Annotated in this window: 16 protein-coding genes and 1 pseudogene; 11 read left to right on the top strand and 6 right to left on the bottom strand. The window is 61.3% G+C overall.

All coding sequences use genetic code 11. The annotated features are described in order from the left end of the window. Positions 1-16: 16 nt before the first annotated feature. The 6 genes from leuD to M1E01_RS01800 form a co-directional block, all read right to left on the bottom strand. Complete coding sequence (leuD, locus tag M1E01_RS01825) at positions 17-616, bottom strand: 3-isopropylmalate dehydratase small subunit (RefSeq protein ID WP_457973412.1); 600 nt, start codon at positions 614-616, stop codon at positions 17-19. Between the two features lie 7 nt (positions 617-623). Then, positions 624-2024 carry a 3-isopropylmalate dehydratase large subunit gene (gene leuC, locus M1E01_RS01820; RefSeq protein WP_457973411.1) on the bottom strand — a complete coding sequence of 467 codons (1401 nt, stop codon included), beginning with the start codon at positions 2022-2024 and terminating at the stop codon, positions 624-626. 54 nt (positions 2025-2078) lie between these two features. Continuing rightward, positions 2079-3422 (bottom strand): 2-hydroxycarboxylate transporter family protein, encoded by a 1344-nt coding sequence (locus M1E01_RS01815; RefSeq protein ID WP_457973410.1) that lies wholly within the window; start codon positions 3420-3422, stop codon positions 2079-2081. Between the two features lie 190 nt (positions 3423-3612). After that, positions 3613-4548 (bottom strand): cytochrome b/b6 domain-containing protein, encoded by a 936-nt coding sequence (locus M1E01_RS01810; RefSeq protein ID WP_457973409.1) that lies wholly within the window; start codon positions 4546-4548, stop codon positions 3613-3615. Positions 4549-4578: 30 nt separating this feature from the next. Further along, positions 4579-5550: an electron transfer flavoprotein subunit alpha/FixB family protein gene (locus tag M1E01_RS01805; RefSeq protein ID WP_457973408.1), complete on the bottom strand. Its 972-nt coding sequence runs from the start codon at positions 5548-5550 to the stop codon at positions 4579-4581. Between the two features lie 8 nt (positions 5551-5558). Further along, complete coding sequence (locus M1E01_RS01800; protein WP_457973407.1) at positions 5559-6329, bottom strand: electron transfer flavoprotein subunit beta/FixA family protein; 771 nt, start codon at positions 6327-6329, stop codon at positions 5559-5561. A gap of 293 nt (positions 6330-6622) precedes the next feature. Here M1E01_RS01800 and pdhA point away from each other — a divergent pair, with 293 nt between their 5' ends. The 11 genes and pseudogenes from pdhA to M1E01_RS01745 form a co-directional block, all read left to right on the top strand. Further along, positions 6623-7783 (top strand): pyruvate dehydrogenase (acetyl-transferring) E1 component subunit alpha, encoded by a 1161-nt coding sequence (gene pdhA, locus M1E01_RS01795; protein ID WP_457973406.1) that lies wholly within the window; start codon positions 6623-6625, stop codon positions 7781-7783. Then, a complete protein-coding gene (locus tag M1E01_RS01790; RefSeq protein ID WP_457973405.1) occupies positions 7780-8793 on the top strand; it encodes an alpha-ketoacid dehydrogenase subunit beta in 1014 nt (337 codons plus the stop codon). The genes pdhA and M1E01_RS01790 overlap by 4 nt, the downstream gene beginning before the upstream one ends. Before the next feature lie 5 nt (positions 8794-8798). Further along, positions 8799-10133, top strand: a complete 1335-nt coding sequence (locus M1E01_RS01785; RefSeq protein WP_457974831.1) for a dihydrolipoamide acetyltransferase family protein — start codon at positions 8799-8801, stop codon at positions 10131-10133. A 74-nt stretch (positions 10134-10207) separates the two neighbouring features. Beyond that, positions 10208-11818 carry a carboxyl transferase domain-containing protein gene (locus M1E01_RS01780; protein ID WP_457973404.1) on the top strand — a complete coding sequence of 537 codons (1611 nt, stop codon included), beginning with the start codon at positions 10208-10210 and terminating at the stop codon, positions 11816-11818. Between the two features lie 7 nt (positions 11819-11825). Continuing rightward, entirely contained in the window at positions 11826-13922 is a 2097-nt protein-coding gene (locus tag M1E01_RS01775; RefSeq protein ID WP_457973403.1) for an ATP-binding protein, read from the top strand. Continuing rightward, positions 13915-15078 carry an acyl-CoA dehydrogenase family protein gene (locus tag M1E01_RS01770; protein WP_457973402.1) on the top strand — a complete coding sequence of 388 codons (1164 nt, stop codon included), beginning with the start codon at positions 13915-13917 and terminating at the stop codon, positions 15076-15078. Before M1E01_RS01775 ends, M1E01_RS01770 begins: the two co-directional genes overlap by 8 nt. Positions 15079-15086: 8 nt before the next feature. Continuing rightward, positions 15087-15647, top strand: coding sequence for a MaoC family dehydratase (locus tag M1E01_RS01765; RefSeq protein ID WP_457974830.1), 561 nt, complete (start codon positions 15087-15089; stop codon positions 15645-15647). A gap of 173 nt (positions 15648-15820) precedes the next feature. Further along, positions 15821-16558 (top strand): HpcH/HpaI aldolase/citrate lyase family protein, encoded by a 738-nt coding sequence (locus tag M1E01_RS01760; RefSeq protein WP_457973400.1) that lies wholly within the window; start codon positions 15821-15823, stop codon positions 16556-16558. A gap of 457 nt (positions 16559-17015) precedes the next feature. Continuing rightward, on the top strand, positions 17016-17513 hold the full coding sequence (gene rraA, locus M1E01_RS01755; protein ID WP_457973399.1) for a ribonuclease E activity regulator RraA: 498 nt from the start codon (positions 17016-17018) through the stop codon (positions 17511-17513). A 508-nt stretch (positions 17514-18021) separates the two neighbouring features. Beyond that, on the top strand, positions 18022-19338 hold the full coding sequence (locus M1E01_RS01750) for an ATP-binding protein (protein WP_457973398.1): 1317 nt from the start codon (positions 18022-18024) through the stop codon (positions 19336-19338). 384 nt (positions 19339-19722) lie between these two features. Further along, positions 19723-20077, top strand: a pseudogene (locus M1E01_RS01745) (recombinase family protein); the annotation flags it as partial. Positions 20078-20089: the final 12 nt, after the last annotated feature.

Raw genomic sequence — 20089 nt, 5'->3', positions numbered from 1 at the left:
TCCTGTGCTGGCGCTGTCAGACCTTCATGGTTCGCGTCGATGGAAGGGCAGGACGACGACGCGCTTCGAAGGCAGCGATGTGCTCCGCGTGCCTCATTGAAAGGTCGATATGGTCCAGGCCTTCCATCAGGCTGTTCCGGGTATGTTCTTCCAGTTCAAACGGAAAGGCGGCGGTGGCGGTACGGACTTCAAGGGCCGCCAGGTCGACAGTAATCCCGGCATGGGGCTGCGCCTCTATCCCGTCCCACAGCTCCTCGATGACGTGGGCAGGCAGTGTGACCACCAGGAGCCCGTTGGTGAGCGCGTTTCCCCGAAAGATGTCGCCGAAGCGAGGGGCGATAATTGCCCGGAATCCGTAGTTTTTCAGTGCCCAGACAGCGTGTTCCCGTGATGAGCCGGTGCCGAAATCTTCGCCTGCCACGAGGATGGTGGACCCTTCATATGCAGGGTCGTTCAGAACGAAGTCCGGATTTTCCCTCCAGTCGTGGAAGAGCGCGTCGGAAAAGCCTGTCTTGGAGCTGCGGGTCAGGAACCGTACGGGAATGATCTGGTCAGTGTCGACGTTGCTGCGGCGCAGCGGGGCGGCGATTCCGTGGTGGGCGGTGAAGGGTTCCATAGCTTCCTTAGGTGAGATCTGCGGGTGTGCTGAGCCTGCCGACAACGGCGGTCGCAGCCGCTACAGCCGGTGACACGATGTGTGTGCGGGAGCCTTTGCCTTGCCTGCCCTCGAAGTTCCGGTTGATGGTTGAAGCGGCACGTTGCCCAGGCTTCAGACGATCTTCATTGACTGCTGCACACATTGAGCATCCGGAGAACCTCATGGATGTTCCGGCGCTCTTGAATATGTCGTCGAGGCCCTCCTCCATTGCCTGTTTCCGCACGGTCATGGATCCGGGAATAATCATCATGTCCACCCCGGGAGCGATCTTGCGCCCGTCCAGGATCTTGGCGACTTCCCGGAGGTCTTCGATGCGGCTGTTGGTGCAGGACCCTACGAAAACGGTGTCGATTGGCAGTCCCTGCAGCGGCTGCCCGGGGGTCAGCCCCATGTATTCCAAGGCCCGTTCGGCTGCCCGCCGCTCGGTGTCGTCAGTCATGGTAGCCGGATCAGGAACGAGGCCGTTCATCGGGCTGCTCTGTGCGGGATTTGTTCCCCACGATACGAAGGGTGCCAGTTCCGTGGCATCGATGATGACTTCCTTGTCGAAAACTGCGTCCTCATCGGTGTAGAAGGTCTTCCAGTGCTCAATCTCGTTGTCCCAGTCCGCTTCGGACGGGGCCGCCGGGCGGCCTTTGAGGTACTCGAAGGTTTTTTCATCGGGTGCGATCATGCCCGCACGGGATCCTGCCTCGACCGACATGTTGCAGACAGTCATGCGGCCTTCCATGGTCAGCTCCCGGATTGCCTGTCCACGGTACTCGATGATGTGCCCCTGGCCGCCGGCCGTCCCGATTTTGGCAATGATTGCAAGAATAAGGTCTTTGGCAGTGACCCCGTGGGGAAGGGAGCCGTTGACAGTAACTGCCATGTTCTTGAGGCGGTTCATTGGCAGCGTTTGTGTCGCCAGCACGTGTTCCACCTGGCTGGTGCCGATACCGAAGGCCAAAGCCCCGAACGCGCCTTGGGTTGCAGTATGCGAGTCACAACAAACGATGCTGGTTCCGGGGTGGCTGAGGCCCAGCTCTGGTCCGATTACGTGGACAATGCCTTGATGTTCGCTTCCCAGCGGGAAGAGTTCGATGCCAAAGTCGGCGCAATTCTTGCGCATCAGCGCGATCTGCTCCCGGGCTTCGGGGTCCTGGATCATCTTGGTGAGCGACAGCGTGGGCGTGTTGTGGTCTTCGGTGCCAACAGTTAAGTCCGGGCGGCGAACCGTGCGCCCGCTGGCGCGCAGTGCCTCGAACGCCTGCGGGGTGTTAAGTTCGTGCAGCAAATGCACGTCGATGTATAAAAGGTCCGGTTCTCCAGGGGAGGCCCGGACAACGTGGGCGTCCCAGACCTTGTCAGCGAGTGTCTTTCCCATAATTGAATGTCCTTGTGGTTCTAGTTTTGAATCATCCGCGCCATGGAGAGCACGTCAGAGAATGGCGAGGAGCAGTGAAGCCAGGAGCAGTACAACACCGCCGCCAAGGCGGGACGCGATTTGTGCGAACGGCATCAGGTGCATGCGGCCGGAAGTGCCGAGTGTGGCGATGTCCCCTGATCCCCCCATGTCTGCCGAGCAAAGGCCGCCTGTGATCGAGGACTCGATGAAGTTCAGTCGAAGAAGCCATCCCACCCCGCCGGCTGCCAGGGCGGCCACAACCACCGCGGCGACTGTGAAGAAGAGGTAGTCGGGGCGCGCAAACAGCTCGAGCATCTGATTGATGCTGATGAGGCCCAGGCCGATGGCCACCAACGCTGCCGGAATCCAAAGTTTGGTCACTGCTTCGTACCAGTTGGTCGCCGATTCCTCGACGTGTGCGGGAAGTACCCCGGTCAATTTGAGGCCGACGGTGAACAAGATCAGCCAGGCGTAGAGGTGCACGTCGGGGACGAGCGTTTCAACCATGGCGCTGGCCATATAGATGCCGCCAGTCACGAGGAGACCTGCCCCCAGCGTACTCAGCGTCAGAGCGCCCTTCTTGGTTACGGCGTCTACCTTAGCTTTCGTCGTTGTCACTCGGACCATGTCGCCGTTCCCGTTGAACCCCACAAAAAGCTGGGTCCCGCGGCGGGTCAGGGCAGCGTAGATGGCTGCGATGAGTATGCACAACAGGTTTGCAAAGACGATCGGTGGAACGAGGATGCTCATGTACTGTTGCGGATCCCCGCCCAATGTGTCGGCATACATTTGCGACAGGGGGATGGCACCGCCGGAAATGCCTCCCGCCATGACTGGTAAAGCGATATTCAGGGCGGCGTTCTTGAAACCGAAGCCGGTGAGTGCTGCCACGGCACCGACGACACCGACCACGATGACAATGGCGGCCAGCATCACGATGACGAAACGGCCACCGGCTTTGATGAGGAACCGGCGGTCCATGCCGAGGATGCTGCCGGTGATGATGGCGGCAATAATGACTTCGACAAAGCCGTAACCGGTGAACCAGTCCTTCACGATTTCCAGGAACGACGCGGGGAGCAATCCGAAGTGAGCTACTAAGGCGGGGACGAAGATGCACAGAAGCGGTCCGCCGCCGACGGCCGAAAGGCCGCGGGTGCGTTCTCCGGCGAAGAACAGCCCGCACCCGAGGAGCATGGTGGCTGCCAGGGCCATGAAGACATTGTCGGGCAGGGTTTCAGTGAAGATGGCCGCCAGGCAGAGGCCCACGAGGAGGAGATACCAGGGCCAGGGGATTCCCAGGATCTCGAGCCTCTTCCTTTCCGGGGTGGGTGTTTCGGTGGCGCCTTGGGATTCGGACGCTAGCTTCGTTGCCATGAGTCTCCTGAATAGTGTGAGCCGCCACGACGGCAATGTCGGGCAGGGAACCTTGTGTGATCTTGCGCACTTCCGTAAATGTTAGAGGAAGCGCTTGATGTTGAGCAGTTGGCACAAGTGACCTCGTACCATTTGTACATCCGGTCCCGTCTGGAGGACCGAAAACTGGGCTATTGGCTGAGCCAAATCACTATGAGCGCGTGACCGATCCGCTGAGGGAGGCGACCGGCCGCAGGCACAGGGGCCGCGCCAGGAACCAGGCCGCTGTGGTGATGACCAGGGAAGCGGCGAAAAACCAGAAGCCGGCCCAGCCGTCGTCGTTCCGTGCAGCGTACATATGGTTCAAGTTCCGCAGGGCCCCCGTCGTGAGTACCAGCGTCACGTGGGCGATGACGAACAGCACAAAGAAGATCATCGTGGGAAAGTGGACTGCACGGGCAACTTCGATCGGAAACAGCTTATTGATCGGACCCGCCTTCTTGGGCCACGCGGCGGACATGCGCAGCCCCGTGATGATGGCCAACGGCGCTGCTATGAACACCACCGTAAAGTATGCGAGCAATTGCAGGGAGTTGTAGTTGACCCAGCCGTTTTCGTGTGGCCAGTCCAGGGAAGCGTACTGGAGCAGTGCAGACAGGGCATTGGGAAGGACATCAAGACTTGTTGGGACTATCCGCGTCCATTGTCCGGTGACGAACAGCAGGACAATGAAGATTGCTCCATTCAGCGCCCATAGTGCGTCAAGACTGAGGTGGAGCCACAGGTCCAGGCTGATCTTTGTTGGCTTGCCGCGTGTCTTGAATGTGCCCTGGTTGCGCCGGGTCCAGTACGCCTTGGGACGCGTTGTAGTACGCAGCAGCCAACCTGAACGGATGATGAGCACCAGGAAGAAAGCGTTCAGGAAGTGCTGCCACCCGAGCCAGGCGGGTAAACCGATGGGGGCATCCTCGGGCAGCGGCGCCTGGCCGGGATACGCAGCCAGGAATTCCTGGACCGCAGGCAGTTCCCGGAGTCCCTTGGCCGCTAGGACAACCAGGAACAACACCGCTACGAGGGCCCCTGTGGCCGCGCCCCACTTGGCCCAGGCGTTCCTCCGCTTCGATGGTGGCTTCGTTGCCAGTGACATCAGCTTTTCCTTTCAAGCCGTAGCAGCCTGTTAGTTGGACCGCTTTTCGAGGGCCTCAATGAGCTGCGGTACCACGGTGAAGACGTCCCCCACCACACCGAAGTCAGCAACATCGAAAATGGGAGCATCAGGATCCTTGTTTATTGCCACGATGGTCTTGGCGGTCTGCATGCCGGCCCGGTGCTGGATGGCTCCGGAAATCCCCAGCGCGACATACAGCTGAGGGGAGACGGTGATTCCGGTTTGGCCAACTTGGCTGGACTGCGCGGTGTATCCGGCGTCCACTGCCGCCCGCGAAGCACCAACCGCAGCACCCAGGACATCGGCAAGGTTCTCGACGAGGGCGAAATTCTCCCTCGAAGCCAAACCCCTTCCTCCGGAAACGACCCGTGCCGCCCCGCGCAGTGAGGGCCGTGCGGAGGCTGTGGTTGCCTCGTCTCTCGACTCGATGGTGGCGGCCTGCCCTGCGGAGGGAGTTAAAGGTGCAGTGCTGGTCCGGCACGTCGTTGCCGGCGCCCGGTCTTCAATGGAGCCCTGGCGGATGGTTATGATCGGCAGGCCTTCCACTGTGGACTCGACGTTATATGAGCCGCCGTAGACGGAATGGGACGCAACTATCTTGCCCTGCACGTTTTGAACGTCCACGGCATCCATGCAGACCCCACCTCCTGTGCGGATAGCCAGCCGTGCGGCTACTTCGCGGCCTTCCACCGAGTGGGCCGTCAGGACCGCGGCCGGCTTTAGTGCTTCAAGGGCGGCCTGCACGCCGTCCAGCTGGGGGGTGACCAGGGTGGCCCCCACCTGCTCAGACTCAGCTACAAAAACCTCTTCCGCGCCAAGGGCAGCTAACTGCTGAGAGATTTCCGGACCCGATCCCGGAGGCACCACGACAACCGCGGTGGGCCGACCGAGCTTGGCAGCTGCGCCGAGTAGTTCCGCGGCCGAAGCGTGGATGGTTCCGGATGCTGAGAGTTCGGTGAATGTCAGAATGTTTGCCATCATATTTCTCCTCAAACGAGACGGCTGGAGACGAGGAACTCGGCCAGCTGCCTGCCCGCGTTGCCGTCATCGACGATCTTGGATCCGGTGGCACGCGCGGGCCTGTCCTGTACCGACAGCACACGGGAGCGGGCCTTCAGTGCGTCTTGGGGGACGCCCAGGTCGTTCAGCGTTACCTCACGCACCGTCTTCCGCTTCGCCGTCAGGATCCCCTTGAAATTTGGGAACCGGGCTTCTGCGGCGCGCTCAGTGACGGAAAAAACGGCGGGCAGCGCCGCCCGGACCGTCGCGGTCCCAATCTCTTCCTGGCGTTCGCCGAGGACAGTGTCAGCGGTTAGCGTCACCTGGTTCAGTGCACCTAGCAGCGGCACGCCCAGGAGTTCTGAAATCATAGCCGGGACGACGCCGCCACCGCCGTCCGTGGACTCGTTTCCGGCAACCACCAGGTCGAAACCGGTGTCCTGCAGGGCTGCAGCCAGGACATGGGCCGTCTGCACCGCGTCCGCACCGGAAAGGCGCTCATCGTTTACATGGACTGCCGAATCAGCACCCATTTGCAGGCCCTTTCGCAGGGCGGTGCCCGCCTCTCCAGGACCCATGGAGACCAGGACTACTTCGGTCCCCTTGTTGGCATCTTTATAGGACAGGGCGACTTCCAATGCCCGCTCGTTGATTTCGTCGGCCACCCCCGAGGCAGACTTCCGGTCCAAGGTCCCGTTGGGCGCAATTGTGCGCTCCTCTTCCGTGTCGGGAACCTGCTTGACCAAGACGACGATCTTCATATGGACAGTTACCTTTCGCTCCATGCTCAGCGGTCTGTGACCTGAGACACCAAGCTACAAGCAATCCAAGGGGTCCGGCCCAGCAATCGGAACACAGGTTCAATTACACCTGCAAAATGCAGCCTTTTGTGCACCAGCAGTCAGCAAGTTCCTAATAAAACCGAGCATCTGGTCCAGTTATTTTTGGCTCTGTTGTGCCACTTGCCCAAAGTGACTAGCGTCATAGCAACAACGACGGCGGTGCCCTGCTTCAGCGGGGAAAGGCGCATGGGCGCCTCTATAACCGCCCCAGCATGCAAAGGTGCGTGAAATTGCTAACCAAGGAGTTGGGCCCTGCCGAGAGCGTGAACGGGACCGCGGCGCAGCCGGAACACGACATCCTTCAACTCATCACCCCCGACGGCGCCCGGATAGCCAACCAGGAATACGACCAGTGGGTCGAGGACATCACGGATGACGGGCTCGCACGACTGTACGAAGACATGGTGGTGATCCGCCGCATTGACACCGAAGCTACCTTCCTTCAGCGCCAAGGCGAACTGGCACTGTGGCCACCGCTTCTCGGACAGGAAGCTGCGCAGATCGGTTCCGGCCGCGCTTTGCGCGACGATGACTTCGTCTTTTCAAGCTACCGGGAGAACGGCGTTGCCTACTGCCGTGGGGTGAAGTCGGAGGACATCCTCCGGGTGTGGCGGGGCAACGCCCACTCCGGATGGGACCCATACAGCATCAATATGGCCACCCCCCAGGTCATCATCGGCGCGCAGTCCCTGCACGCTGCCGGCTATGCCATGGGAATTAAGTACGACGGCGCTAGCTCGGTCGCTGTCGCCTATTTCGGCGACGGCGCCACCAGCCAGGGCGACGTTAATGAGTCTCTGGTATTCGCCGCCAGCTTCCAGGCGCCTGTCATTTTCTTCTGCCAGAACAATCACTGGGCTATCTCCGAACCGGTCGGCCTTCAGACAACGGTCCCGATCGCAGACCGTGCCCCCGGCTTTGGCATTCCCAGCATCCGCGTTGACGGCAATGACGTTCTGGCGGTCATGGCGGCGACCCGGGCGGCTCTGGACCGGGCACGCACCGGGGGCGGCCCAACGTTCATCGAGGCTGTTACCTACCGGATGGGCCCGCACACCACCGCGGATGACCCCAAGAAATACCGTGATGCCAATGAGCTGCAGGACTGGGCGGAAAAGGACCCCATTAAGCGTGTGGAGGCCCTGCTCACACACCAAGGAAAATTCACAGACGACTTCCGGGCGAAAGTAAAGGCAACGGCCGACAAGGTGGCTGCAGACATGCGTTCCGGCTGCATTTCCATGGCCGAACCGGCAGCCATGGATGTTTTTGCGAACGTCTATAGCTCGCCAAACTCCACGCTGGACAGGCAACGGGACCAGTACGCCAGTTATCTTGCGTCCTTCGAGGCCGCCGGGGAAGGTACGAAATGATCGAGACAATGACGTTTGGCGGCGCAATAAACACAGGCCTGCGCAAAGCAATGGAGGAAGACCCCAAAGTCATCCTGATGGGCGAGGACATCGGCAAGCTCGGCGGCGTTTTCCGGATCACCGAGGGCCTCCAGAAGGACTTCGGCCCCGCGCGCGTCCTCGACACGCCGCTTGCTGAGGCTGCCATTATGGGCACCGCCGTGGGCCTTGCCTACCGCGGGTACCGTCCGGTGGTTGAAATCCAGTTCGATGGCTTCATTTACCCGGCATTCGACCAGATCGTCTGCCAGGTCGCAAAGCTGCACTACCGGACCCAGGGCAAGGTCAAGATGCCCATAACTGTCCGGGTGCCGTTCGGGGGAGGCATCGGGTCGCCGGAACACCACTCTGAGTCCCCTGAGGCCTATTTCACCCATACTTCAGGTTTGCGCGTGGTCAGCGTAGCCAACCCGCAGGATGCGCACACCGTGATCCGCCAGGCGATTGCCTCCGATGACCCGGTCCTCTACTTCGAACCCAAGCGCCGCTATCACACAAAGGGCGAGGTGGATCAGTCCATTGATCCGCACAAGGCTCTCCCGATGGAGCGTGCCCGGGTACTCACCCAGGGCTCGGACGTCACGCTGGTGACCTACGGACCGTTGGTCACCACTGCCCTTGAGGCGGCGGTTGCTGCGGGCGACGAAGGCACTTCCGTGGAAGTCATCGATCTCTGCTCGCTGGCACCAATCGATTTCGAGAGGGTCGAGGCCTCAGTACGCAAGACGGGCCGCTTGGTCATCACACACGAAGCTGCCCGGTCCGGGGGCCTCGGCGCGGAGATAGCGGCAAGCATCACCGAGCACTGTTTCAATTACCTGGAGACACCCCCCGTCCGGGTGACAGGTTTCGACATCCCCTACCCGGCTTCCAAGCTTGAATCGCATCACCTGCCAGATCTTGACAGGATCCTGGACGGCGTCGACCGCGCCCTCGGACGCCTCAACGTCGCGAGCGGGGTAACGGCATGAGCACAATGATCAAGGAATTCCTGCTTCCCGATCTGGGCGAGGGTCTAACAGAATCGGAGATCCTCGACTGGAAAGTGTCAGTCGGCGACGTCGTCGAATTGAACCAGACCATTGCAGAGGTTGAGACGGCCAAAGCGGTTGTGGAACTTCCGTCGCCCTATGCCGGCGTCATCTCTGAACTGCACGAAGAAGCTGGAACAGTCGTAGCCGTCGGCACCCGTATCATCTCCTTTGAGTTGCCTGCCGACAAGAGTGCCACGCAGGACGAGCCGGCAGTCAAGTCCTCCTCGAACGACGGCCGCGAACCAGCGAAGCGTATTCCCACGCTTGTGGGATATGGAGCGGAAGCCGAAAAGTCGGGAAGGCCCCAGCGCAGGCCGAGAAGCTTGGGCCGCGACATTGCCACACAGCCAGTTACTGAGGCGGCAGCAACCTCGGCTGCGCCGGCGGCGGGACCAGAAAAGACCCAGGTTCGGTCCACCCCCCCAGTCCGCAAACTTGCCCGCGACCTTGGACTGGACCTGGACGCCTTGACTGGCACCGGCAAGGACGGCCTCGTCACCCGTGCGGACGTTTTGGCCGCAGCAGAAAAGCAGGAGGTCACGGGTTCGCCCGACTTGTCCGCTGCGATGAAGACAGCCTCCGAGACCCGAACGCCAATCAAGGGAGTGCGCAAGCACACCGCCGCCGCCATGGTGGCCAGCGCCTTTACCGCCCCGCACGTGACCGAGTTCCTGACCATCGACGTGTCGGCGATGATGGAGCTGCTGGCGCAGCTGAAGAAAAGCCGCGAATTCAATGGATACAAACTCACGCCTCTGACATTGGTCGCCAAGGCCCTGTGCATAGCCGTTGCACGGCAACCTTCGCTCAATTCCCGCTGGGACGAGGAAAACGCCGAGATTGTCACCATGAACTACATCAATCTTGGAATTGCCGCTGCCACACCGCGTGGCCTGATGGTTCCCAACATCAAAGACGCGCAAACCCTGAGCCTGTTGCAGCTTTCCGCAGCCATTACGGAACTGACGGACCGTGCCCGGGGCGGCAAGACCAGCCCAAATGAACTCTCGGCGGGAACCATCAGCATCACCAACATTGGCGTCTTCGGCATCGACGCCGGAACACCGATCCTCAACCCCGGAGAGGCTGCGATTCTGGCGATGGGAGCCGTACGCAGACAACCATGGGAGCACAAAGGGGAGGTCGCCCTGCGTGATGTCATGACACTCAGCCTGTCATTTGATCACCGGCTTGTGGATGGCGAACAGGGATCACGCTTCCTGGCAGACATCGGTGCCATCCTCACCCAGCCGGGCATGACCCTCGCTCTGCTCTAGGCAAACCCTTCCTGCCACAGTCCCGTCGCCTGCCACTGGAGGACGGGAGTACAGACTCAGAATGGAATACCCCCATGCAAACCATCGAAAGCCACGTGGATCCCTCCACAGGCGAGTTCGCAGCCAACGACGCCATGCAAAGGGAACTGGCCGCTGAACTTGAAAAGCACCTGGCAGCCGCCGCCCTCGGTGGTCCGTCCCACGCCCGGCAGCGCCACCTCACGCGCGGAAAATTGCTGCCCAGGGAACGTGTCGAAGCCCTGCTCGACGACGGAAGCCCCTTCCTTGAAATAGCTCCCCTGGCGGCCCATGAAATGTACGATGGCGACTGTCCCGGCGCCGGAGTCATTGCAGGGATTGGCCTGGTCCATGGCCGGCAGGTTTTGGTGATCTCCAACGACGCCACGGTCAAGGGTGGCACGTACTACCCGATGACCATCAAGAAGCACCTTCGGGCGCAGGAGATCGCTCTCGAAAACCGGTTGCCCTGCATCTACTTGGTGGACTCCGGAGGAGCATTCCTCCCCAAGCAGGACGAAGTCTTCCCGGACAAGGAACACTTCGGGAGGATCTTCTACAACCAAGCCAAGATGTCCGCTGCGGGAATCCCGCAGATCGCTTCCGTTATGGGCTCCTGCACCGCCGGCGGCGCCTATATGCCGGCGATGAGCGATGAGACAGTAATAGTTAGGAACCAGGGCACTATTTTCCTGGGTGGGCCTCCGCTGGTTAAAGCTGCCATCGGCGAGATTGTCACTGCCGAGGAGCTCGGCGGCGGCGAAGTCCATTCCCGGATTTCAGGTGTGACTGACCACCTGGCCGAGAACGACGAGCACGCACTCCAAATTGTTAGGGACATCGTGTCCACCCTGCCCGCACCGACGCAGCCGGTGTGGGACGTGGACACAGTAGTTGAAGAACCCGCCGCTGACCCTCAAGAGCTGTACGGAGCGGTACCCACGGATGTCAACGCGCAGTACGACGTCCACGAGGTGATTGCCAGGCTTGTCGACGGCAGCCGGTTCCACGAATTCAAGAAGGAATACGGCACCACCCTTGTGGCGGGCTTTGCAAAACTTCACGGCCACCCCGTGGGGATCATTGCCAACAACGGCGTGCTGTTGAGCGAATCGGCGCTCAAGGGTGCCCATTTCATTGAGTTGTGTGACCAGCGCGGCATTCCGCTGGTCTTCCTGCAAAACCTGTCCGGGTTCATGGTGGGCAAGGACTACGAGCAAGGCGGTATCGCCAAGAACGGCGCCAAAATGGTGACGGCTGTCGCGACGGCGCGGGTGCCAAAGTTGACCGTGGTCATAGGTGGAGCATTCGGCGCAGGAAACTACTCGATGTGCGGCAGGGCGTACTCCCCGCGTTTCCTTTGGATGTGGCCCGCGTCCCGCATATCCGTGATGGGTGGCAACCAGGCGGCCAGTGTCCTCGCAACGGTCAAGAGGGATCAATATGAGGCCCGCGGGGAAGAATGGTCCGCCGATGCGGAAGAAGCATTCAAGGCCCCCATCAAGGCGCAGTTCGAGGAGCAGGGAAGCCCGTACTACTCCACCGCCCGCCTTTGGGATGACGGCGTGATTGACCCTGCCGACACCCGTACCGTCCTGGGACTGGCGCTTGACGTTGTCTCCCGAACTCCCCTGCCGGAGACCTCCTTCGGCCTGTTCCGAATGTGAGGCTGGAATGAATCAGACGTTCAGTTCTGTACTGATAGCGAACCGCGGCGAGATCGCCTGCCGGATCATCTCTACCTTGAGGAAGATGGGAATCCGTTCCATCGCCGTCTATTCCGAGGCGGACGCCGGGGCCAAACATGTACACCTTGCCGATGAGGCGATTCTCCTCGGGCCTGCTCCGGCCGTTGACAGTTACCTGAACATTGACGCCCTCCTGTCCGCTGTCAAAGCCAGCGGTGCAGAGGCAGTGCATCCCGGTTACGGCTTCCTTTCCGAAAACGAAGCCTTCGCCCGTGCGTTGGCAGATGCCGGTGTGGTTTTCATCGGTCCGGGAATCCATGCGCTGAACATGATGGGTGACAAGATCCGTTCCAAGAACCACGTCATGGAGCACGGAGTGCCCGTGGTGCCGGGCATCGCCCAACCCGGCCTGAGCAATGAGATGCTGGAAGCCGCAGCAGCTGACATCGGCTATCCCCTGCTGATCAAACCGTCAGCAGGCGGAGGCGGCAAGGGCATGCACGTCGTCAATGATCCCGGCACCCTTACAGCGACCCTCGTTGCTGCCCGACGCGTGGCCGCAGCCGCGTTCGGCGATGACACGCTCTTCCTTGAACGGCTGGTAGCAACGCCCCGGCATATCGAAGTCCAGGTGCTGGCAGACAACCACGGCAACGTGATCCACCTGGGCGAACGTGAATGTTCTTTGCAGCGACGCCACCAGAAGGTGATCGAAGAGGCGCCGTCATCGCTGCTCGATGCAGTCACCCGAGCAAGGATCGGCGAGGCGGCCTGCAACGCTGCCCGCAGTGTCGGGTACTCCGGGGCCGGGACTGTGGAGTTCCTTGTTTCCGATTCAGCTCCCGACGAGTTTTTCTTCATGGAAATGAACACCCGGCTGCAGGTAGAACATCCCGTCACTGAGATGGTGACAGGAGTTGACCTCGTGGAATGGCAGGTTCGCATAGCGGCCGGCCAGGTACTGGATCTGTTCCAGGATGACATCGTCCTCAAGGGTCATTCCGTGGAAGCGCGGGTCTATGCCGAAAATCCCGAGCACGGATTCCTGCCTACCAGCGGCACAGTCCTCGACCTGCGTGAACCGACAGGGCCGGGCATCCGGGTGGACTCTGCCTTGGAAAAAGAACTTGAAATTACCCCGCATTATGACCCGATGCTCTCTAAAATCATTGCCTGGGGCGAGGACCGGGATGAGGCTCTCGACAGGTTGGACCAGGCCCTCAGCGACAGCATGGTTCTTGGCCTGAGAACGAACATCGAATACCTGCGTCTGCTGCTGGCCGATGAAGACGTGCGTGCCGGGCGGCTGGACACCACAATGATTGAGCGCAAAATGCCTGCGTTCAGCTTCAAGCATGTGGACGACGCATGGCTGGCCGCGGCTGCCTTTTCCGTTCACGGGAACCGGCTGCAGGCCGGCGGCAATCCATGGCGGACCCTGTCGGGATGGCGTGTGGGCCTTCATGCACCGGTGCTGTACCACTTTGCTGATGAAACAGGTGCGGAAACTTCCGTTGAGTTGTCATCTTGTACGGCGGGACCGCGGGGATCCTTGCGCGGCGACGTCGTCCTACGCCGCGAGAACGGCGACGGCGGTACCGTTCATGCCGAGTTCTGTCCCACACCGCCTTCGGTAACTTCGCGGCAGGGTGCGATGATCCAGTTCGCGGGAGTGCTTCGATCCGTAGACATCGCCCGGAACGAATCATCCCTCTGGGTGGGTGAGGAGGGAACCGCCTGCGAGCTACAGCTCCTGAGCCGCCAAGACAGGCTGGACAAGATTCTCGCCGGCTTGGGCAGGGAAGAAGGCAGCGCCGACCCCGATGTCCGTTCGCCCATGCCAGGCACCGTCGTCGCTGTCAGCGTCCACAACGGTGACAGCGTTGCCGCAGGTCAAGTCCTGCTCGCTGTGGAGGCCATGAAGATGGAGCACCAGCTGGTCGCCTCCACAACCGGGACGGTCAACATCGCCGTGAAACCCGGCGACTTGGTGAAGGCCAACCAAATTGTCGCCTCGATACACCCTGCCGCACCCTCGTCCGAAGGTGCGGCGACACACGAAGGAGAACCCAGTAATGCCTGATTTCGAGCTCAGCGAGGACTACCAGGACCTCAGCAAGACCGTTCGCGAATTCGCTGACGAAGTCGTAGCCCCCGTTTCGACCAAGCACGATGAGGAACACAGCTTTCCTTACGACGTCGTTTCGCAGATGGCGGACATGGGACTCTTTGGCCTTCCGTTTCCTGAGGAGTTCGGGGGCATGGGCGGTGACTATTTCGCCCTGGCACTGGCCCTTGAGCAACTGGCCAGGGTTGACCAGTCCGTGGCCATCACCCTCGAGGCCGGTGTCTCGTTGGGAGCCATGCCTATTTACCGGTTCGGTAACGACGAACAGAAGCAGGAATGGCTGCCGAAACTCGCCTCCGGCAAGGCTCTCGCAGGCTTTGGACTGACGGAGCCTGAAGCCGGTTCAGACGCCGGGGGCACCAAGACCACCGCAAAGCTGGACGGTGGGCAGTGGGTTATCAACGGCAACAAGGAGTTCATTACGAACTCCGGCACCGACATAACGCGCCTGGTCACTGTCACCGCAGTGACGGGGCAGCAGGAACGCCCCGACGGCACTATCAAGAAAGAGATTTCGACCATCCTGGTCCCTACCAACACGCCGGGGTTCAAAGCTGAAAAGGCCTACAACAAGGTCGGCTGGAACGCCTCGGACACGCACCCCCTCACCCTGAACGACGTCCGGGTGCCCGAAGCGAACCTGCTCGGGGAAAGGGGCCGCGGCTACGCAAACTTCCTTTCCATCCTGGATGAGGGGCGCATCGCCATCGCCGCTTTGGCTGTCGGCGCAGCCCAGGGCTGCGTGGAGCAGTCGGTAAGGTACGCCAAGGAACGCAGCGCGTTCGGGCAGAGCATTGGCAAGAACCAGGCGATTGCCTTCAAAATCGCACGCATGGAAGCACGCGCTCATACAGCGCGCCTTGCCTACTATGATGCCGCTGCCAGGATGCTCGCCGGGCGGCCATTCAAGACTCAGGCCGCAATTGCGAAAATGGTTGCCGGTGAAGCCGCCATGGACAACGCTCGCGATGCCACCCAGGTATTCGGCGGTTACGGTTTCATCAATGAGTTCACCGTAGCGCGCCACTACCGCGACTCGAAGATTTTGGAGGTCGGCGAAGGCACCACCGAGGTCCAGTTGATGCTGATCGCCCGCGAGCTCGGACTGTAGTGGTGACCATGGAAAGTACGCTCGAAGCAACTGATTCGGCCCCTGACCGGTCCGGAGCCGGCGGTGGTGCACCAACGGAGATCAAGCAGCGGGGCCTGTTCTTTGAAGAACTTGAGGAAGGCGTGCGCTACATCCATGCTCCGGGGCGCACCCTTACGGAGACCGACAACGTTCTGTTCACCACCATGACAATGAATACCCAGGCCTTGCACCTGGACGCGGCCTGGAGCGCAACCCAGCCCTTCGGTCAGAGACTGGTCAACTCGATGTTCACGTTGGCCACGATGGTGGGGCAGTCCGTGCCCCAACTGACCCAGGGCACCATCGTCGCCCAATTGGGCCTGACCGACATCGCCTTTCCCCACCCGCTGTACCACGGTGACACCCTCTATTCAGAGACCATAATTACCGGAAAACGGCTATCGTCCTCGCGACCCGGACAGGGAATCGTGACCATGCAGCACACCGGGAAAAACCAGGATGGGACGACGGTCGCTGTTGCTACCCGCACAAGTCTCTTCTGGACCAAACAAGGACACCAGGAATTGGCAGACAGGAAAGAACGATGACAGCTGCACCGTCAGTTCCGGGCCGCGACAGGGACCAACAGGGCGGCGACGGCACATCCGAAATTCCTGGTTCGACGCCAAGGGAAAATTGGTCACCGCCCGGTCCTGCCTGGTTATTCTGCCCAGCGGACCGCCCGGACCGCTACCAGAAAGCCGTGGATGCAGCGGACGTTGTGATCATAGATTTGGAAGATGCAGTCGCGGCTCCCGACAAACCCGCTGCCCGGCAGGCCCTTCTTGCCTCGAGGCTCGACCCCGAACGTACGATCATTCGGATCAATCCCTTAGGTACGGCCGATGCCCGGTTCGATCTCGAAGTCCTGGCTAAGACCGACTATCAGATTCTCATGGTGCCCAAATGCGAGTCCGCGGAACAACTGGAAAGTGTCGAGGGATATGCTCTGGTGGCCCTCCTGGAAACTCCCCGCGGAATACTCCATGCGGAATCCATCATTGCCGTGTCTTCCGTGGTCGCCGTCATGTGGGGGGCTGAAGACCTTGTCGCCACTCTTGGGGGGAATTCCAGCCGATTGAGGACGGGACAGTACCGGGCGGTGGCTACCCATGCCCGTTCCCATGTGCTGCTGGCAGCCGCGACACACGGACGTGTTGCAGTCGACTCGGTCTACATGAACATCCCCGACGAGCGTGGCTTGGCGGAGGAATCGGACGATGCTGTGGCCGTAGGATTCTCGTCCAAGGCTGCCATCCACCCAAGCCAAATCCGTACAATCCGCAAAGCGTTCGAGCCGACAGAAGAGGAAGTAGCATGGGCCCTGAGCGTCCTCGCGGCCGCTGGTGAAAACCGCGGAGTCTTTCAATTCGAAGGCCAGATGGTGGACTCCCCCGTCCTCCGCCATGCTGAACGTCTTCTTTCCAGACGTACTCCCGCCCGCGTATCCCCGCATTGATGCAGAAGGATCATAATACGGCTCAGCTCGTTGGCTGGCCGGATGACGCTGAAGCAGATTTACCAATCCCTCCTACCCGATATAGGAGGTAGTGCCGGGCGGAGGCTAAAAATGCAGGGGTGACCCCGTTGCGGGCTTTCATGCGGCCCATCCGCCCTAAGAGGCAGGTGGACACAACGGCCCGTGTCGCCATCGATGATTGGTGATCGTTGTCTTGAGGACGGCGCGCGGTAGGTGGCAAGTTCCGGTGGCGGCTGGGCGATGGGCGCGGCGACATCCATGCGCCCAGCCGCGGGGCTCCGGCCACCGCGTTGCCGCAGCTCGGGACAGGACAAAGACGTTGGCGAGGCCGGGTAGGTCGTCTGACAGATGGGACTATCGTGGGCGTTACCCGCCTGCCGCACCGTACTGTGGGCGGAACTTCGGCTCCGACCACTTGAGGACTAAGGAGAATGAGATGAGCGCTGTGTCCGAGCCGCTGGACAACACCACTGTTAATACTGCGGACCTTTACGATGAGCGTGGGGACACGCTGGCGTCTGTATCGCTCCAGTTCCAGTCCCTGGGCGGGCGGTCACACTTCAGGGGACGGACCCGGACCATCCACTGCTATCAGGACAACGTCCTGGTTAAGTCCACCCTGGCCACCCCTGGCAACGGCAACGTGCTGGTAGTGGACGGCGGTGGTTCCTTGGGCACAGCCCTGATGGGGGACATGATCGCCGCTAGCGCAGCGGCCAACGACTGGGCCGGCGTCGTCATTTACGGTGCAGTAAGGGACCGCGAGGCTATCGCCCAACTGGACCTCGGCGTAAAGGCCTTGGGCAGCAACCCCAAAAAGAGCGCAAAGGCCGGCGTCGGCAAGGTGAACGTCGATGTCGTGATCGACGGCGTGACCTTCCGGCCTGGGGCCATGGTCTGGTGCGATCCAGACGGCATCCTCGTGGAGCGGTAAAGGAAGGCCTCTTGTGTCGAAGGAAACCGAAAGTGCTGTCTTGCCTTTGGAACCTGAACTCCAATTGCGCGTCCTCCCTCTCCAACCGGACGCTAGCTGGGAGGGACTGGTCGGAAAAGTAGTAGAACTACGCCAGGGAGGCAACTTACTCCGGCGGGCCGAAGTAGAGCTCGTAGCTCCTGACTCCAACATCCTGTGGCTTCGGTCAGAGGGCATCGAGGGGCGACGAATGGTCGTTCGAGGAGACGGGCACCATCTCTCAATCGTGGCACCATGACCAACGTACTGCCTTCGATCCCTCTCAACAGGACCCGAATTCCACTCGCCAAGCTGTCCGCCTATTCTGAAGCCCCACCTCCGTCAGACAAAGGTTCAGGTCCACCGAAGGAAGCCAGTTCCACTAGAACCCTGACGGCGGTCCTGCTACAGGAGCGGTGGCACCGTGCGTCACCGGGCCGCAGCACCGCATCAAGACGCATTCAATGAAAATCCACTCGGGAGAAACAGTATGACCAACTGGCGGATCAGGGATTTTCACTCCTCGGACCTGGACGGAATCCTGCACCTCTGGGAGACCCTGAAGGCGAGCAACGTGGAACCCGTCTATGCCCTCTCCGAGGTCCTGGCATCCTGCGAAAAGGACCACGCCGTGGTGGCGGTACAGGGCGACCAGGTGGTGGGTGCCGCCGTCGGACGCGCCGCGCACGATCAGGGCTGGATCGTTTTCCTGGCCACCCTGCCCGAATACCGCGGCCGGGGAATCGGCACCTCGCTGCTGGCCGCCGTCGAAAACCGCATGGCACCGCACGGCCTCAACAAGCTCTCTGCACTGATGCCGGAATCGGAAACCCGGGTGGAGGCGTTCCTGGGCCGCGGCTTCGCACTGAAAAAGAACCTGCGCTACTTCGAACGGACCATTCCCGTCCAGCGCCAGGAACTCGGCGCGCTGGGCCAGCTCGGCGGCCGCGTCCTGGCCCGCGACCTGTGGGAAAACGTGGCCGGCATGCGCAAGGAAAAGGAACTGCTCGAACGCCGCCTGGTCCTCCCCTTGGCCGAGGCCGACCTCGCCGACGAATTCGGCGTGGTGCCGCCCCGCGCTGTGGTGCTTTTCGGACCGCCCGGCACCGGCAAGACCACCTTCGCCAAAGCCATCGCCTCCCGCCTCGAATGGCCTTTCGTGGAGGTGTTTCCCTCCCGGCTGGCCGCGGACCCGCAGGGTCTGGCCGGGGCGCTCCGCGAGACCTTCCTGGAGATCGCAGAGCTGGAACACGCCGTGGTGTTCATCGACGAGGTGGAAGAAATCGCCTCCCAGCGCTCGGGCGAGCCGCCGTCACCGCTGCAGGGCGTCACCAACGAACTGCTCAAGATCATCCCTGCCTTCCGCGAACAGCCCGGCCGCCTGCTTGTCTGCGCCACCAACTTCATCCGCGCCCTGGACACCGCCTTCCTGCGCCACGGCCGGTTCGACTACGTCATCCCCATCGGCCTTCCCGACCGGCAGGCCCGCGAAGCGATGTGGCAGCGCTTCATCCCCGCCCCCGTTCTGGACGCCGTTGATGTTGACCTGCTGGTGGAGCACACCCAGGGCTTCTCCCCCGCCGACATCGAGTACGCCGCCCGCAGCGCCTCCCAGCGCGCCCTGGAAAAAGCAGTGTACGACGACGGCGGGCTGGCCTCCGCAGGTCAGCTTTCCGTCCGGGAGGCGGTCCGAAAAGGCCCCGCCACCCAGGATTACCTCGACGCCATCGCCGAAACCCGCACCACCGTCAGCGAGGAAGTCCACCAGGACTTCCTCGAAGACATCGACGCCCTGGGCCGCGTGTAATGGTCACAGTGAGGGAAGGAAAAATCCCGCAGGCATGTGCCCGCTGTCAAGCCGTTCGGCATTCCCGGCCACGGCCACTGGAAGATGGAGAAACGCGTGCTGCCTAGCGGCACCGAGTCTGATCCCGGCTGCAGGTTCCAATGAGCAACTTCCCTGGCTCGGATCCGCGCTTCGCTTGCACTGCTGGTCAATCAATATCGAACCCGGCCTCTTAGTAATGAACCTGTAAACAAATTTTCGAAAACACGGCACGGCCGGAATGCGCCTAGTTGGAGCACACCCCAATCTGACAACGGAAGGTCCCGAGTCTTGACGTTCTTCTGGGAGGCCCTAGAACGTAGCTGACAGGTCGACGCGTTTGGAGGCATCGGTGGCGGGACAGCGGACACGATTGTGCTGCCCAGCTTGGACCGGCTCGTCCGAAACCTGCATGACCTGCGGTCACTGATCCAGGGTTTCACGCGTAAGGGCGTGCGGGCGGAGTTCATCAAGGGAAAGTCTGGTCTTTACCGGGGAGGACTCCCCTATGGCCATCCGCGTGCTCTCCGTGGTGGGTGCCTTCGCTGATTTCGAACGCTCCCTCCGGGAGCGGCAGCGGAAGGCATCGCACGGGCGAAGCAGCGGGGCGTCTACCGGGGACGGAAAAAGACCCTTTACCGGAACGGGCGGCCGACCTGGTCCAGCGGGCGGCCCGTGGAATTCCCAAATCATCCTCGCCAGCGATTACGGCATCAGCTAGGGAAACAACACG

It is taken from the genome of Arthrobacter sp. D1-17 (genome assembly GCF_054130535.1).
Note: the sequence above shows the minus strand (reverse complement) of the source record. Positions and strands in the feature narration are given on the sequence as shown.